Source organism: Flavobacterium sp. HJSW_4, from assembly GCF_042436695.1.
Lineage (GTDB): Bacteria > Bacteroidota > Bacteroidia > Flavobacteriales > Flavobacteriaceae > Flavobacterium.
Genome location: NZ_JBHNPP010000015.1, coordinates 61,669 through 76,628, shown reverse-complemented (window position 1 = coordinate 76,628; position 14,960 = coordinate 61,669). Strand labels below are relative to the sequence as shown.

17 protein-coding genes are annotated in these 14,960 nt (G+C 33.2%); 5 read left to right on the top strand and 12 right to left on the bottom strand.

What is annotated here, in order from left to right; all coding sequences use genetic code 11:
- The first annotated feature begins 3 nt into the window (after positions 1-3).
- Genes ACE01P_RS15060 through ACE01P_RS15050 form a run of 3 tightly spaced genes read left to right on the top strand, consistent with a single transcriptional unit; the run spans position 4 to position 2,186 of the window.
- Positions 4-1,515, top strand: coding sequence for a GH3 auxin-responsive promoter family protein (locus tag ACE01P_RS15060; protein WP_379699285.1), 1,512 nt, complete (start codon positions 4-6; stop codon positions 1,513-1,515).
- Between the two features lie 16 nt (positions 1,516-1,531).
- On the top strand, positions 1,532-1,933 hold the full coding sequence (locus ACE01P_RS15055; protein WP_379699282.1) for a YbbC/YhhH family protein: 402 nt from the start codon (positions 1,532-1,534) through the stop codon (positions 1,931-1,933).
- A gap of 10 nt (positions 1,934-1,943) precedes the next feature.
- A complete protein-coding gene (locus ACE01P_RS15050; RefSeq protein WP_379699279.1) occupies positions 1,944-2,186 on the top strand; it encodes a redox-active disulfide protein 2 in 243 nt (80 codons plus the stop codon).
- Positions 2,187-2,465: 279 nt separating this feature from the next.
- Here ACE01P_RS15050 and serB read toward each other — a convergent pair whose 3' ends face one another.
- The 6 genes from serB to ACE01P_RS15020 all read right to left on the bottom strand — a co-directional run bounded on the left by serB (position 2,466) and on the right by ACE01P_RS15020 (position 6,169).
- A complete protein-coding gene (gene serB / locus ACE01P_RS15045; RefSeq protein ID WP_379699277.1) occupies positions 2,466-3,695 on the bottom strand; it encodes a phosphoserine phosphatase SerB in 1,230 nt (409 codons plus the stop codon).
- 155 nt (positions 3,696-3,850) lie between these two features.
- Positions 3,851-4,285, bottom strand: coding sequence for a VOC family protein (locus tag ACE01P_RS15040; RefSeq protein ID WP_379699274.1), 435 nt, complete (start codon positions 4,283-4,285; stop codon positions 3,851-3,853).
- Positions 4,286-4,361: 76 nt separating this feature from the next.
- Complete coding sequence (locus ACE01P_RS15035) at positions 4,362-4,799, bottom strand: SRPBCC domain-containing protein (protein WP_379699271.1); 438 nt, start codon at positions 4,797-4,799, stop codon at positions 4,362-4,364.
- Between the two features lies 1 nt (position 4,800).
- On the bottom strand, positions 4,801-5,211 hold the full coding sequence (locus tag ACE01P_RS15030) for a VOC family protein (RefSeq protein ID WP_379699268.1): 411 nt from the start codon (positions 5,209-5,211) through the stop codon (positions 4,801-4,803).
- A gap of 120 nt (positions 5,212-5,331) precedes the next feature.
- Complete coding sequence (locus ACE01P_RS15025) at positions 5,332-5,736, bottom strand: SRPBCC family protein (RefSeq protein WP_379699266.1); 405 nt, start codon at positions 5,734-5,736, stop codon at positions 5,332-5,334.
- Positions 5,737-5,758: 22 nt separating this feature from the next.
- Positions 5,759-6,169 carry a VOC family protein gene (locus ACE01P_RS15020; protein ID WP_379699264.1) on the bottom strand — a complete coding sequence of 137 codons (411 nt, stop codon included), beginning with the start codon at positions 6,167-6,169 and terminating at the stop codon, positions 5,759-5,761.
- Between the two features lie 142 nt (positions 6,170-6,311).
- Between ACE01P_RS15020 and ACE01P_RS15015 the strand changes: the two genes are divergently transcribed.
- Positions 6,312-7,277 carry a GlxA family transcriptional regulator gene (locus ACE01P_RS15015; RefSeq protein ID WP_379699262.1) on the top strand — a complete coding sequence of 322 codons (966 nt, stop codon included), beginning with the start codon at positions 6,312-6,314 and terminating at the stop codon, positions 7,275-7,277.
- A 169-nt stretch (positions 7,278-7,446) separates the two neighbouring features.
- Here ACE01P_RS15015 and ACE01P_RS15010 read toward each other — a convergent pair whose 3' ends face one another.
- From ACE01P_RS15010 to ACE01P_RS14985, 6 genes are all read right to left on the bottom strand, one after another.
- Positions 7,447-8,064: a hypothetical protein gene (locus tag ACE01P_RS15010; protein ID WP_379699260.1), complete on the bottom strand. Its 618-nt coding sequence runs from the start codon at positions 8,062-8,064 to the stop codon at positions 7,447-7,449.
- Between the two features lie 297 nt (positions 8,065-8,361).
- Positions 8,362-9,594 carry an ATP-dependent Clp protease ATP-binding subunit ClpX gene (gene clpX, locus ACE01P_RS15005; RefSeq protein ID WP_379699257.1) on the bottom strand — a complete coding sequence of 411 codons (1,233 nt, stop codon included), beginning with the start codon at positions 9,592-9,594 and terminating at the stop codon, positions 8,362-8,364.
- A gap of 176 nt (positions 9,595-9,770) precedes the next feature.
- Positions 9,771-10,445, bottom strand: coding sequence for an ATP-dependent Clp endopeptidase proteolytic subunit ClpP (gene clpP / locus ACE01P_RS15000; protein WP_008467307.1), 675 nt, complete (start codon positions 10,443-10,445; stop codon positions 9,771-9,773).
- A 323-nt stretch (positions 10,446-10,768) separates the two neighbouring features.
- Positions 10,769-12,091, bottom strand: a complete 1,323-nt coding sequence (locus ACE01P_RS14995; RefSeq protein ID WP_379699253.1) for a trigger factor — start codon at positions 12,089-12,091, stop codon at positions 10,769-10,771.
- A 112-nt stretch (positions 12,092-12,203) separates the two neighbouring features.
- Positions 12,204-12,548 carry a phage holin family protein gene (locus ACE01P_RS14990; protein WP_379699251.1) on the bottom strand — a complete coding sequence of 115 codons (345 nt, stop codon included), beginning with the start codon at positions 12,546-12,548 and terminating at the stop codon, positions 12,204-12,206.
- A gap of 55 nt (positions 12,549-12,603) precedes the next feature.
- Entirely contained in the window at positions 12,604-13,368 is a 765-nt protein-coding gene (locus tag ACE01P_RS14985; protein WP_379699248.1) for an alpha/beta fold hydrolase, read from the bottom strand.
- A 205-nt stretch (positions 13,369-13,573) separates the two neighbouring features.
- On the opposite strand from ACE01P_RS14985, the gene ACE01P_RS14980 reads away from it, so the two are divergent.
- Positions 13,574-14,938, top strand: coding sequence for a hypothetical protein (locus tag ACE01P_RS14980; protein ID WP_379699245.1), 1,365 nt, complete (start codon positions 13,574-13,576; stop codon positions 14,936-14,938).
- Positions 14,939-14,960 lie beyond the last annotated feature (22 nt).

The window sequence follows — 14,960 nt, the reverse complement described above, 5'->3', positions numbered from 1 at the left end:
TTCATGCCTTTATCAATTATCAATTCGTTTGCATCTTGGGTCCTAAAACAAAGGATTCATCAAATAGAACTTTTTTTAAAATATCCTAATGAAGTTCAGGAAGAATTATTGCACAACTTATTGACGGCATCTGAAAATACGGTTATTGGAAAAAAATATGAATTTTCGAGCATTAATTCCTATCAGACTTTTGCTGAAAGAGTTCCAATTGCCACTTACGAAGAATTGCAACCTCTAATCGAACGCACCCGTTTGGGCGAACAAAATGTGTTTTGGGAAACACCAATTAAGTGGTTTGCCAAATCGAGCGGCACTACAAATGCAAAAAGTAAATTTATTCCGGTAAGTAACGAAGCTTTGGAAGATTGCCATTATAAAGGAAGTAAAGATCTTTTATGCCTTTATTTGAATAATAATGAAGATTCTGAATTGTTCTTAGGAAAAAGCCTTCGCTTAGGCGGAAGCTCTCAGATTTATGAAAACAACAATACTTTCTTCGGAGATTTATCAGCAATTTTGATTGAAAATATGCCAATTTGGGCAGAATTCAGCAGTACGCCAAGCAGTAAAACTTCGTTGATGAGCGAATGGGAAAGCAAAATCGCAGCGATTATCAACGAAACCAAAAATGAGAACGTAACCAGTTTTGCTGGAGTTCCGTCTTGGATGTTGGTTTTGATGAATAAGGTTTTGGAAAATACAGGCAAACAAAACTTATTGGAACTTTGGCCTAATTTGGAAGTTTACTTTCACGGCGGCGTGAGTTTTTCTCCATATAAAGACCAATACAAAAACATTCTTCCAAGTAAAGATTTTAGATACTACGAAATTTATAATGCCTCTGAAGGTTTCTTTGCCATTCAGGATTTAAATAATTCTAATGATTTATTATTAATGCTGGATTACGGAATTTTCTATGAATTTATTCCGATGGAAACTTTTGGAACTCCAAACCAAAAAGCAATTCGTTTGGCAGATGTCGAATTGAATAAAAACTACGCAATTGTTATTACTACCAATTCTGGCTTGTGGCGTTATTTGATTGGCGATACAGTTCGTTTTACCTCTTTAAATCCGTATCGAATTAGAGTTACGGGAAGAACCAAACATCATATTAATGTTTTTGGTGAAGAATTGATGGTTGAAAACACTGATCAAGCAATTGCAAAAGCATGCCAGGTTACACAAACTGAAGTTATCGATTATACCGTTGCTCCTATTTTTATGCAAGACAAAGAAAAAGGCGCTCACGAATGGATGATTGAGTTTAAGAAACATCCTGCTGATGTTGGCCTTTTCCAAAAAGTTCTAGACGAAACGTTGCAGACTTTAAACTCTGACTACGAAGCAAAACGTTACAACAATATGACTTTAAATCCTTTGGTGATTAATGTTGCTCGCGAGAATCTTTTTTATGATTGGTTGAAAGAAAGAGACAAATTAGGCGGTCAGCATAAGATTCCTAGATTATCGAATCAGAGAGATTATTTGGAGCAGTTAAAGGAAATGTGTTAATTTATATCTTAGTCATTTGATAAGGAAAGTTTTATCTAATAGAGAAATTGATCTTAGAATTTTAATTAGTCTTCTTTTAATTCTTATTTTCAGTTGCTGTTCTCATTCAAACTTTGGAAGTGATCAGGCTGAATTCGAGTTAAAGGATGCTCTTGAAAATCCAAGTAAGGACAATTTTGTTGATAACAAAAAATTACTCATTAACGACAGCCAAACTGCTATCAAAATTGCAGAACCTATTCTTTTTGAGATTTATGGTGAGGATAAAATCAAACATCAAAAGCCTTACGAAGTAAATCTAGTTAATAATCATTATGTTATTAACGGAACGTTAATGGTGGGAGAACAAGGCGGAACATTTTTAATTATAATTGACGCAAGGAATGCTAAAGTTTTAAAAATTACTCATTACAAATAATTACTATAAAATGAAGGATACGAAATTCAGCGATATGACAACTGAAGAACTGATTAAGAATCAGAAAACATTAAAAACTGTGAATACTATTTTTTGTGTTGTGCTTTTTATGTTATTCGTTCTTAACTTATTTATTGTTTTTATGAAAGGTTTTAGCGCAATGAATATTATTCCGATTGCTTTATTGCCTATTCTTTACTTAAATCTGAAAAATTTAAAAGAGATTAAACGAGAATTGGAATCTCGTGAATAGAACGTTAATTCCACTAAACCCGCATGAGGGATAGAAGTGGAAATCCTTTTGTGCCGGGGTTCGGCACAAAAGATTGTAACGGATAGCCCGACCCGGAGGGACATGCCCATATAAAAAACCTCAGCTCTTTTTGAAGAACTGAGGTTTTGTTTTTTTTATTTTGATTGTTGACTACTCGCGGAGATTTGCTTCGCCTATTCGCTATCGCTCGGGTCTCCTTCGTCGAAATGACAAAAATTGAGTTGAGCCCTTTGACTTCGCTCAGGGTGACAAAGCAAATTACATCATATCGATATATCTGTCGTGGTATCCTAATAAATATAAAACACCGTCTAAACCTAAACTTGAGATTGAGGTTGAAGCGCTTTCTTTTACTTTTGGTTTGGCGTGGAAAGCGATTCCTAGACCTGCTAAGTTTAGCATTGGCAAATCGTTTGCTCCGTCTCCAACTGCGATAGTTTGGTTGATGTGAATTCCTTCTTTTTCGGCAATTGCTTTTAAGAATTCTGCTTTTTTCTGACCGTCGACAATATCACCTAAATATTTACCTGTCAATTTACCATCTTTTATTTCTAATTGATTGGCGTGAACGTAATCTATTCCTAATTCTTTTTGAAGATATTCTCCGAAATAAGTAAATCCTCCTGAAAGAATTGCAGTTTTGTAACCGTAGTATTTTAAGGCTTTCATCAAACGATGTGCTCCTTGTGTAATTGGCAAATTGATGGCAACGTTTTGTAAAACTTCTTCGCTAAGACCTTCTAAAAGCGCCATACGTTTTTTGAAACTTTCGTTGAAGTCGATTTCACCATTCATAGCCGATTCTGTAATGGCGCGAACTTGATCTCCTACTCCATTTAACTCTGCTAATTCGTCGATTACTTCGGTTTGGATTAAAGTCGAATCCATATCGAAGCAAACCAGACGGCGGTTTCTTCTATAAATATTATCTTCTTGGAAAGAAATATCGACATTTAGCGCTCTAGAAACTTCCATAAAACTGGCAGTCATGATAATCTTGTTTACAATTTCGCCCGTTACAGACAATTGAATACAAGAACGCGGATATTCTTCTTTCTCAACGATTGAAGTTCTTCCCGTCAAGCGGATAATAGAATCGATATTCAGGTTTTGATCTGACATGATTTTGGTAACTGCTGCCAATTGAGAAGCCGCCAATTTTTCACCCAAAATATTGATGATGTAGCGTTGTTTAGATTGTGATTTTACCCACGTTTCGTAATCTTCGATAGAAATCGGAATAAATTTTACTTTGATTTCTAATTCGTAAGCTTTGAAAAGAAGATCTTTTAAAACTGGCGCTGATGAAGAACCAGCAGCAATTTCGAACAAAATTCCTAAAGAAAGTGTGTCATGAATATCGGCTTGACCGATATCTAATATATTAGCATCGTATGCTCCTAAAACAGCTGTTAAACCTGCTGTAACTCCAATTTTATCGTGTCCAGAAACTTTTAATAAAATTATCTCTTTATCTTCTGCTGCCATTTTTCTTTCTTATTTTGAAGCGACAAAAATCGGCAATCTCTCGTTGATAAAAAAGAATAATCCTTGTTTTTTTGAAACGAAAAAGCACATTTTCATGTGCTTTTTCAAGTAATTTAACATTTCTGTTTTATTATTAAAATAACGTAACTTTTTGGTTATGGGTTTGGTATATTTTTATCAAAACTCACCATCCAGTTTACACCAAACTTATCTTTGAACATTCCGAAATAAGATCCCCAGAAAGTATTGTCCATTGGCATTTCAACTTTTCCTCCAGCTGAAAGTCCGTTGAAAATCCTATCTGCTTCCTCAGTACTTTCTGTATTGATAGAAATCGAGAAATTATCTCCAAAACCTACATCTCCGTATCTAGGATGACTGTCACTTCCCATTAAAATGGTATTCCCAATTGGAAGCGAAACGTGCATAATGCGATTTAATGCTTCTTCAGAAAGCACCTCTCCTTCTTCTGCTGGAGCGTCTTTATATTTTCCGATATAAGGAAAATCTCCTCCAAAAACTGATTTATAAAACAGGAACGCTTCTTCGCAAGTTCCGTTAAACATTAAATATGGATTTATTGCTGCCATTTTTTAAATTATTAATTGTTAATTATAAATTGTCAATTCAAAATCTAGTTTTTATTCTTGCTTCTTTCTTTTATCTCTAATTCTCAGACAACTCTTTAATCGCATCCAATCCTTTTGGAAAAGCTTCTTTGAAAAAGTCTATGTGTTTTTCGATTACGTCAACTTCTACATGAAGATTAACCACATCTCCTTTTTGATCTAAACGATACGTTTCCATTGCTCCAACCCATTTTTGTGTTTCTTCATTTGGCGGAACTTCTTTAAAATCTTTTAGTTCTCCCATATGCTTAAACGCCATATATTCGTTTGGAATTTTACTTTCAATGATGCTATTCATTCCTTCTCCTCCTGACCCTAAAAAATAAATTTTATCGCCTTCGTTCCAACTTGTTTGCACGTAACTTTCTCCACAAAAAGAGCTTGTCCACTTTCTGTAAGTTTCGTCGTCCCATAAGACCTTCCAAATCTTTTCTTTGGAAGCCTTTACATCGATATCAAAAATTAATTTTTCCATATTAATCCGGTAATTTACTAAAGTCCATAAATAAAACATTCCAACGATGACCATCCAAATCGGCAAAACCACAGCCATACATCCATCCTTGGCTTTCTGCAGGAGGAGCAAAAACAGTTCCGCCAGCTTCTTTAACTTTTTCAGCCAGTTCATCAACTTCTTCTCTGCTTTCTGCATCGATCGAAATCAAGACTTCTGAACTCGATTTAGTATCAGTAAGACTATTTTGAGAGAAACTAGAAAAAAGCATTTCTTCAAAAAGCATCACTACAAAATGTCCTTCACCTACAATCATACACGTCGAACTTGGTGTGTCATGCTGTTCATTAAACGAAAAACCTATTTTCCAGAAAAAATCTTTCGCTTTTGCTACGTCCTTTACAGGAAGATTCAACCATATTTGTTTTGTCATTTTTTGTTTTTTTTTGTTGGGTTAGATATTTTTTTTCTTCTTTTTAAACCATATAAGTAACGTAAGTAAATTAAGTGTAACCTTTAAACCTTTGCCTCTTTGAGTCTTTGAACCTAAAAACTAGTTCGTCTCAACATAATTTTTAAAATTATCCAAAATTGCCTGCCAGCCAGCACGCTGCATTTCTTCTGGATTTTGAGTTTCGGGATCAAAACTTTCTACGATTTCTACACCGTCTGGAATTTCTGTAAAAGTAATTTCGACTTTTCTTCCGTCTCCCATAATATAAGAAAGCGCTTCATTTGGTTTTACTAACGTAAATTCGCCTTCAAAGTCAAAACTCATGCTTCCGTCTTTAGCAGCCATAGTCGATTTAAATTTCCCTCCTTCTCTTAAATCCGCTTCAGCGTAAGGCGTATGCCAATCTGGAGAAGCAAAACTCCATTTTGTAATGTGTTCTGGCGTGTTCCAAAATTTCCAAACTTTCTCTGCAGATGCTTTTACTGTATTTTTTATTGTGATCATTATATCTTTTTAAAATTAGTTATTACATATTACTTGGAATCTGACTTTCATCCATAAAGAAAACTTCCCAATGATGTCCGTCTAAATCTAGAAACGTTCTTTGGTACATCCAACCATAATCTTTCGCTTCTTGATAATCTGTTCCTCCAACTTTTACCGCTTTCTCAATTATTTCGTCTACTTTCTCACGCGATTCCATAGAAAGAGAAATCAGCACTTCGCTTGTTGTTGTAGAATCACAAATTTGTTTTTTGGTAAAAGTTTGATAAAACTCTTCAACCAAAAGCATCACAAAAATGTCGTCACTAATTACGATACAAGCTCCTTGTTCATTAGTAAACTTTGGATTCGTAGAAAACCCAAGTTCATTAAAAAATTTGACCGCACGATTTAAATCTTTTACCGCAAGATTTAAGAATATCTTTGTTTTCATGTTTATAAATTTACAAATTAATCAAAGCAAATGTAAAATTTTAAGATTAGTTTAAAATGACAATAAAAGTCAAACTTAGGGGCATTTAAGACAATTTGCTTATTTTTGTATCAATTGAGATTCCAAAAAAACCACAAATATCATGAGCAAGAAATTAGGATTAATCGTGCCTCACGACTACAAATTATTGAGTATTGCGGCAATTTTAGAAGTATTTGAAACGACCAATAAATTGAGTTCAGGAACAGAAAAACCATTCGAAATCATGATTTTTCAATCCAAAGAACAATCGGATCAGGGAAATATTTTTGGTTATACTTCAAACGAAATTGAGACTTCTGATATTGTATTAGATCTCATTTTAATTCCCGCTTTTACAACTGATAATATGGGCGAGATGATTAAGAAGAATAAAAATTTTATTCCGTGGTTAAAAAAACAGCATCAAGCTGGTGCTGAGCTAGCTAGTTTTTGCACTGGGGCATTTCTATTTGCAGCCTCTGGTTTATTAAACGAAAAATTAGCCACAACACATGTTGATGCTTGCAGTGCTTTTACAAAAGCTTTTCCGATGGTGAAATTAAAACCAGAAGAAACCTTAACTGCCGACGGAAGTTTGTATACAAGCGGAGGATCAACCTCAACTTTTCATTTATTGATTCTTTTGGTTCAGAAATTCTGTGGCAACGAAATGGCTGTCAAAATCGCAAAAATATTTTCTATCGATTTAAACCGATACAAACAAAGCTATTTTAGTACTTTCAGACCCAATCATTTACACAATGACACTTTGGTTGCCATGTTACAACAAAAAATTGAAAGTCAGTATCATACGATTGAAAAACTGGAAGAAATTACGAAGGACATTCCAACAAGTGCCAGAAACATGACACGTCGTTTTAAACAAGTGACTGGAATTCCGCCAATCGAATATCTGCAAAATATTAGAGTCGAAAGTTCGAAGAAATACTTAGAACAAACTCAACTTTCAATTTCGGAAATTATCGAAAAAACAGGCTATAATGATCCGAAAGCTTTTAGAAAAGTATTCTATAAAATGGTCGGAATGAAGCCAATTGAATATCGAGAGAAATTTAGAGTTCAGTAATTTTTAGAAGCAGAACATTAGTTTTCAAAAGAACTCTTGTCCTGCTCTACACTATATCTTTTGCTCTGAACCCCAGAGCAAAAGGATGTCGTTTCGATCAGGGCTAAAAAAGAACTATTGTTTTCATAACAACAATAGTTCAGGACTTAATAATCCACCTCAAAAACTTTTATTCTATTGCTTGTCCAGCACTCACTTCAATATATTGAACTTCATTCTCCTCTGTTCTCACCAAAATGATTTTGTATTCGTATAAATATGTACATAATCTGTAAACATTAAACTGATTAGTAGATTTATTATATAGTGAAGAGGATCTAATAAAATTTTTAAGATCGAGAATATTATTATCTAGTCTTAAATTTTTATGTGTTTTTACTTCTTCTAAAAAAAACGATCCTTCATTTTCTTTTTCTCTCAAAAAATATTGTCCCGGAAAATGCTCACTTTTATAAATATAACTTGTATCTAATTTAAAGAAAAGAGCATCTTTTACATGATTTTCTACGACATTCCAATCTTTATCACGTCTTGGATAATAAGAAGCATATTCTAAATTCTTAGCTTCTATAAATTCATTTCCTCTAACAAGAAAAATGAAATATTTATCTGTTAAGAATCTTTTTACTTTACTGCTTTCAACTATTCTATTATATTTTCCGTCAAAGTAAAAGTTTCTATTCTCCAAATATTCTTTTATAGACAACACTTTTTTAGGCTGTAAATTTTTAACTGGCGCGCTATGTGAGTTAATATATACATATCCATTGGTTTTGGTATGACTCATCTGTTCGTTCGTTTCTTTAATCCAATTTAAATAGTCGGAAGTCCCATTATCAGACAAAATAGTGTAATATTTATCGAAACTGAAAAATAGAGTATCCTTTTTTATTTGTGCTTTTTGGCTAAAAGGCAAAAAACAAGCAAAACAAAAAAATAGTATGTATTGCAATTTAGCTGTCATTTTTTTTAATGAAATTTCAAAATTTAATTACGATTTTAAATTGCAAATTAAGAATAGATATTCATAAAAAAAACCTGCTCAAAAAAATGAACAGGTTTTTAGAAAATATATTTTTAATCATTAAGAAGCAATTTCCATACGCTTCAATAAGTTTTTACTTAACGTATGCTCTGCATATTCTTTATCGATTGTCAAAGTTATATCGTCTGAAGTAGGCAGTTCGTACATTGCATCTGTCAAGATTGCCTCGCATAAAGAACGCAATCCACGAGCACCAAGTTTATACTCTAAAGCTTTATCTACAATAAAATCTAAAGCTTCGTCTGTAATCGTAAACTCAACATCATCCATTGCGAATAATTTCTGATATTGTTTGATCAATGCATTCTTTGGTTGCGTCAAAATTGCACGAAGCGTCGCTTTGTCCAAAGGATCCATATGCGTTAAAACTGGCAAACGACCAATTATTTCAGGAATCAAACCAAAATCTTTGATATCTTTTGGAATAATATATTGCAACAAATTGTCTTTGTCAATATTATCTACATTTTTAGAAGTTGAGTAACCAACTGCCTGACGGTTTAAACGTTTTGAAATAATACGCTCTACACCATCAAAAGCTCCACCAGCAATAAACAAGATGTTTTGAGTATTAACCTCAACAAATTTTTGATCCGGGTGTTTACGTCCTCCTTTTGGCGGTACGTTTACAACTGTTCCTTCCAATAATTTCAATAAAGCTTGCTGAACACCTTCTCCAGAAACGTCACGAGTTATTGACGGATTATCGCTTTTACGAGCAATTTTATCAATTTCGTCAATAAATACGATTCCTCTTTCTGCTTTTGCTACGTCATAATCTGCAGCTTGAAGCAAACGCGTCAAAATACTTTCAACGTCTTCTCCAACATAACCAGCTTCAGTTAAAACCGTTGCATCAACAATTGCCAACGGAACGTCTAACATTTTAGCAATCGTTTTTGCTACTAATGTTTTTCCTGTTCCGGTTTGACCAACCATGATGATGTTACTTTTTTCAATCTCAACTTCGTCGTCTAATTGCTGTTGCATTAAACGTTTGTAGTGATTGTAAACCGCAACTGACATTACTTTTTTAGTCTGATCTTGACCAATAACATATTGATCTAAGAAAGCTCTGATTTCTTTTGGTTTCTTTAAAATTAAGTCCCCAACTAATTTTGCGCTTCCGCTAGATTTTAATTCTTCTAAAACAATTCCGTGTGCTTGTTCAATACATTTATCACAAATGTGCGCATTGATACCAGCAATTAATAAATTAGTTTCTGGCTTTTTTCTTCCACAAAACGAACATTCTAATACTACTTTTGCCATTCTATTTATGTTACTAAGCTGCAAAGATACTAAGTTTCTAAGCTTTTTGACCTAAAACTTAAAAACTTAGCTCTTTACAGCTTAATATTTTTTTGTTTAAAGTTTAAAGTTTCAGGTTTCATGTTAATCAAACTAACTTGAAACCTGAAACCTGAAACAAAATTTAACTTTAAGAATTATCCTCTTCTTAATACTTCATCAATCATTCCGTACTCTTTTGCTTCATCAGCTTTCATCCAGTAATCACGCTCACTGTCTTTGTGAACTCTTTCGAAAGTCTGACCTGAGTGGTGAGAAATAATATTGTATAATTCATCTTTTAATTTCAACATCTCGCGTAAGTTGATTTCCATATCTGTTGCAACACCTTGCGCTCCTCCAGATGGCTGGTGAATCATTACTCTTGAATGAGGCAATGCAGAACGTTTTCCTGCTGCTCCTGCACATAATAAAACTGCTCCCATAGAAGCCGCCATTCCTGTACAGATTGTTGCTACATCTGGTTTGATGTATTGCATAGTATCATAAATTCCTAAACCTGCATACACACTTCCTCCTGGAGAGTTTAAGTAAATTTGAATATCTTTTGAAGCATCAGCACTTTCTAAGAATAATAACTGAGCTTGAACGATATTAGCGATTTGATCGTCAATACCAGTTCCTAAAAAGATGATTCTGTCCATCATTAATCTTGAGAAAACGTCTAATTGAGAAATATTCAATTGGCGCTCTTCGATAATATATGGAGTCATGTTTGTTGGAGTCATTGCTGCTACGATTTTATCGTAATACATTGCGTTTACTCCTTGGTGCTTTGTAGCAAATTTTTTGAATTCTTTACCGTAGTTCATATTTTTAGTTTAAAGTTGAAAAGTCTAAAGTCAGAAATTGACTTAAACGGATAAAACAAAGTTCATACCTTTTTATAAAGGATGCCAATTTGTCTGAAAAAGTTTCTTTTGTTTCAGGTTTAAAGTTTCAAGTTAACTAAAGAGAACTTAAAACCTGAAACCTTAAACTTGAAACAAAAAAAGAACGTCAATAGAAGAAAAACTTCCATTGACGTTCAAATATAATTATTTTTATCTTTCAGTTTCTGTAATAAAATCTTAATTTTTAAAAAAGTATATTTCTTAACTTTCGACCTTATAACTTTCTACTTTCAGTCTAAAATTTATTCTCCGTAAGATGCAGCGATAAATTCTTCGTAAGTAACCTCTTTAGTTGTTGGGTTAGCTTTTTCTTTGAAGATATCTAACATTTTAGATCCTACAACTTGCTCAGAAAGTCTTTTCACTTCGTCTTGGTTAGATAAAACTCTAGCCACGATTCCTTGAACTTCTTCTTCAGTTGGGTTTGTTTGACCAAATTGAGCCATTTGCTGTCTGATAGCGTTTGATGTAAACTCTTTCAAGTCTTCAAATGTAACTTGGATATTACTTTGAGCTAAAGCTTTTCCTTCGATTAATTGGAAACGTAAACCTTTTTCAGATCTTGCGTATTCTACTTCAGCTTCTTCTGGAGTTAATTTTTTCTCTCCAACAGTTTGCAACCATTTTTTCAAGAATTCAGCTGGTAAATCGAATTTTGTATTTTCGATTAAGAAATCCTGAACATCTAATAATAATTTTTGCTCAGATTGCTGTGCGAATTGTGCTTCAGCATCTTCTTTAATTTTAGCTTTTAAATCTTCTAGAGAAGCTACATTTCCTTCACCAAAAAGTTTGTCGAATAATTCTTGGTTTAATTCAGCTGGCTCAGAACCGTTGATTGCTTCGATTGTGAAGTTTACTTCAACATCTAAACCGTGAACACCTTCGTGACCAACTTTTAAGTAATCCATTAATTGGTGATCGTCATCAAATAAACCTTTTGTGCTTACTGTAACAACATCTCCAACTTTTTTACCTACGAATTGTTTTCCAGCTTTTTTGCTGAAAGCGCTAACTGCAATTGTAGTAGTATTGTTGATTCCGTTTTCTTCGCTTGAGAAAGTTCCAGTTAAATCTGAATCAGCGTCAGCTTTATCTTGAGGAATTGCTTTTCCAAATTGTTTTTGGATACGCTCTACTTGTCCGTCGATTAATTTATCATCAGCAGTAACGATATATTTTACGATATCATTTTTAGCTTCTAAATTAATTTCGAAGTTTGGCACTAAACCAATTTCGTATTCAAAAGTTAACTCTTCAGCATCCCAGTTAAAATCTTCGTTTACTTTAGCAAGAGGAGTTCCTAAAAGATTTAATCTTTCAGATTGAATATAACGCTCTAAAGCCAAATCAACTACTTTTTTGATCTCTTCTTGCTTAATAGCTTTTCCGTATTGTTTTTCAACAAGATCTTTAGGCACTGCCCCTTTTCTAAATCCTTTTACTTGCGCTAAAGGCATTTTTTCGTTAATTCTTTTTGCTACTTGACCTTTATAATCCATATGAACAACGTTCATAACGATCGTCTCGTTTACAGCGTCTATTGCTACTCTTTTAATATCCATCTTCTTCTTTAATTTACATAATAAAATTGGGTTGCAAAATTATAAAATTTTTGCAACCCAACCAACTTTTTAATCTATTGTATTTGAAGCAGTTTTAATCTGCTCCATTGTTTTATTTGTCGTCTCCTAGTATTTTATAAGTAAGAGATTGAAGTATAGACAAAATAACGCTGAATATTAATGCCGTTAAGAAGCTATCTACTACAAAACCTCCAACGATTTTTGTACACAACAGAATGATTACAGCGTTTATCACTAATAAAAACAAACCAAGCGTAACAAATGTTACGGGCAGAGTTAGTAACACCAAAATTGGTTTAATAAAGACATTCAGCAATCCTAAAACTACTGCAACAATTACAGCCGTACCAAAACTAGCAACGTGAACCCCAGTTAAAATGTTAGACAATAATAAAACTAAGGCAGCCGTAACAAGAAGTCTAAGTAATAATTTCATAGTTTTTAAGGTTTAAATTTTAATTAAAAGTAATAAAATTTTCATCAAAACTGTTTTATTCTTTTAAAAACATCGCAGTCAATTCAAAAAACATTTGAGGGTTTTCTGCGTGAAGCCAGTGGCCTGCATTTGGAATTGTTTCTAATTTTAAATTTGGAAAATGCTGACGAATTGCGTCCAGATCTTCGTCTTGAATGTAGCCAGAATTTCCTCCACGAATAAACAATGTTGGATTATCAAAAACTAAACCTTCTGGCAAAGGTTTTCCAATTGCATCTAGGTTATTATTAAAAGCATTCAAATAAAATCTAAAAGCCAATTGTCCAGGTTCTTTCCAATATAGATTTTTTAGCAAAAACTGACGCGTTCCAAAATCTGAAACATATTGAGATAAAATTGATTCTACATCATTTCTGCTTGGTTTCACCGAAAAGTCAACGGCATTTAATCCTGCCAAAATATCTTGATGATGTTGTTTATAAAATCTCGGCCCGATATCTGCCACAATTAATTTGTCTACAATTTCTGGGTACGTTGTTGCAAAAAGCATAGCTACTTTCCCCCCCATCGAATGTCCAAGAAGATCAATTCGAGTTAGATTATTTGCCTGACAGTATTCGTACACATCTTGAACCATAGCTTCATAACTCCACTCATCTGAATGAAAACTGCGCCCGTGGTTTCTTAAATCTAAAATATGAACTTGAAATCCTGCTTCTACATATTGTCCTGCGAGTGTTTTCCAGTTATCAGACATTCCGAGAAATCCGTGCATGATGACAAATGGTTTTCCTTCGCCTTCTATTTTTGAGTATAACATTTATTTACTTTTAAAAAATTCTGATTACAAATGTAGTTAACTTATCCATTTTAACCTGTAAGTGTATGAGTTCTAAAGTAAATCTTTTTAAATTTTATTTAATAAAGAAAAATTTACAGTTTTTACGGAAAGCCGTAAAATTATGTAGAAAACATTCGGTATTTTCGCCAAAATTTCAACCTTAATTTTTTAATACAACCAAATCATGATTAAAAAAATTATTTTAATGTCATTAGTTGTTTCACAACTAGCTATTTCTTGTTCTAGTGACAATGACGATCCAACAACAGAACCAGAAAAAGAATTAACTCTTGAAGAGCAAATTGCAAACTTGGCAAAACAGCCATATTCAAAATTGACTCCTGCTGAACAAAAAATTAAATTAGAAGCAGAAGCTAATGACATGTTAGTTCAATTAGACAAATCTAAATCTTCTAGCGCTATTGAAGCAATAGAAAACTTAAACCGTCTTCTTGATGTAAGCAGCATTGATATTTTTAACGGAAAAAATGACAATGAAGTTGAAGATATTTTAAACGTATCTGGTGTTTACGGTGTTTACACTTGGGATAACGCTGGAAAAAAATGGGCTAAAACTGCTTCTACAACTGAATTGAAATTTGTTTTCCCTGCAAAAGAATCTCAAACTACAAATAACGCTGTTTTCTCTTCTAAAAGCACTTCTTCTGACATTAAAGTAAAATATAATGATACTTATACTTGGTCAGAAAACGGATCTGTAGAAATAAACGATTATTTTTTCCTTCCTAACACTTCAGACGCAACTTTAACTATTGACAGTAAAGAAGCAGCTGTATTTACTCAAACTGCAAAATATGCTAACGGAAAAGAAGTGCCTACTGAATTCTCATACAAAATGAGTTTAAATGATGGATACACTTGGGAAATGAGCGGTACAAAAGCAACTGGAAACACTTCAAAAGCTTCACTTACTTACAATGGAAAAAATTTAATTTCATTTAATGCTGGTAGCTCTACTGAAGTTGACAAATTAATTGATAACGATGAACTTGTTCAATACAGAGGAAAAGCTAATGGTTTATTCCAATTAATGGACAATTTTGTAATTGTTGCTGATACGGATCTTGCTGAATTAGCAAAAGGTGAAACCGCTGCAGAAGCTAGCGCTCCATATCCTGATCGTAGAGCAAAAACGTTTTATACAGATTTAAACATTTACAACAAAAAAACTGTTGAAGCAAGTGTTGCTAATTCTAATAAAAATGCAAAATTAATTTTAGTTTCTAAAAAAGATGGAACTAAAATTGCTGATATCGTATATCATGCAGAAGCTGGATATAGCTTTTACTCAGAAGAATATGAATATTGGGTTGCTGATGCTACAGACACTAAATACGGTGGAAAATGGGTATTTGACTTTAATGGTGGGGTTCCTAAAGGTACAGCTGTAAAAATTCAAGAGTATGACAGCGTACTTTATTTAAAATTCAGTGACAACACTGAAGTTGAAATGAGCGCTTATTTCTCTGAAGGTTTTGATAAATTTGAAGCTAAATTTGAGGACTTTATTGCAGCTTTCAATAAATAATACTTTTAAAGTACCATAAATT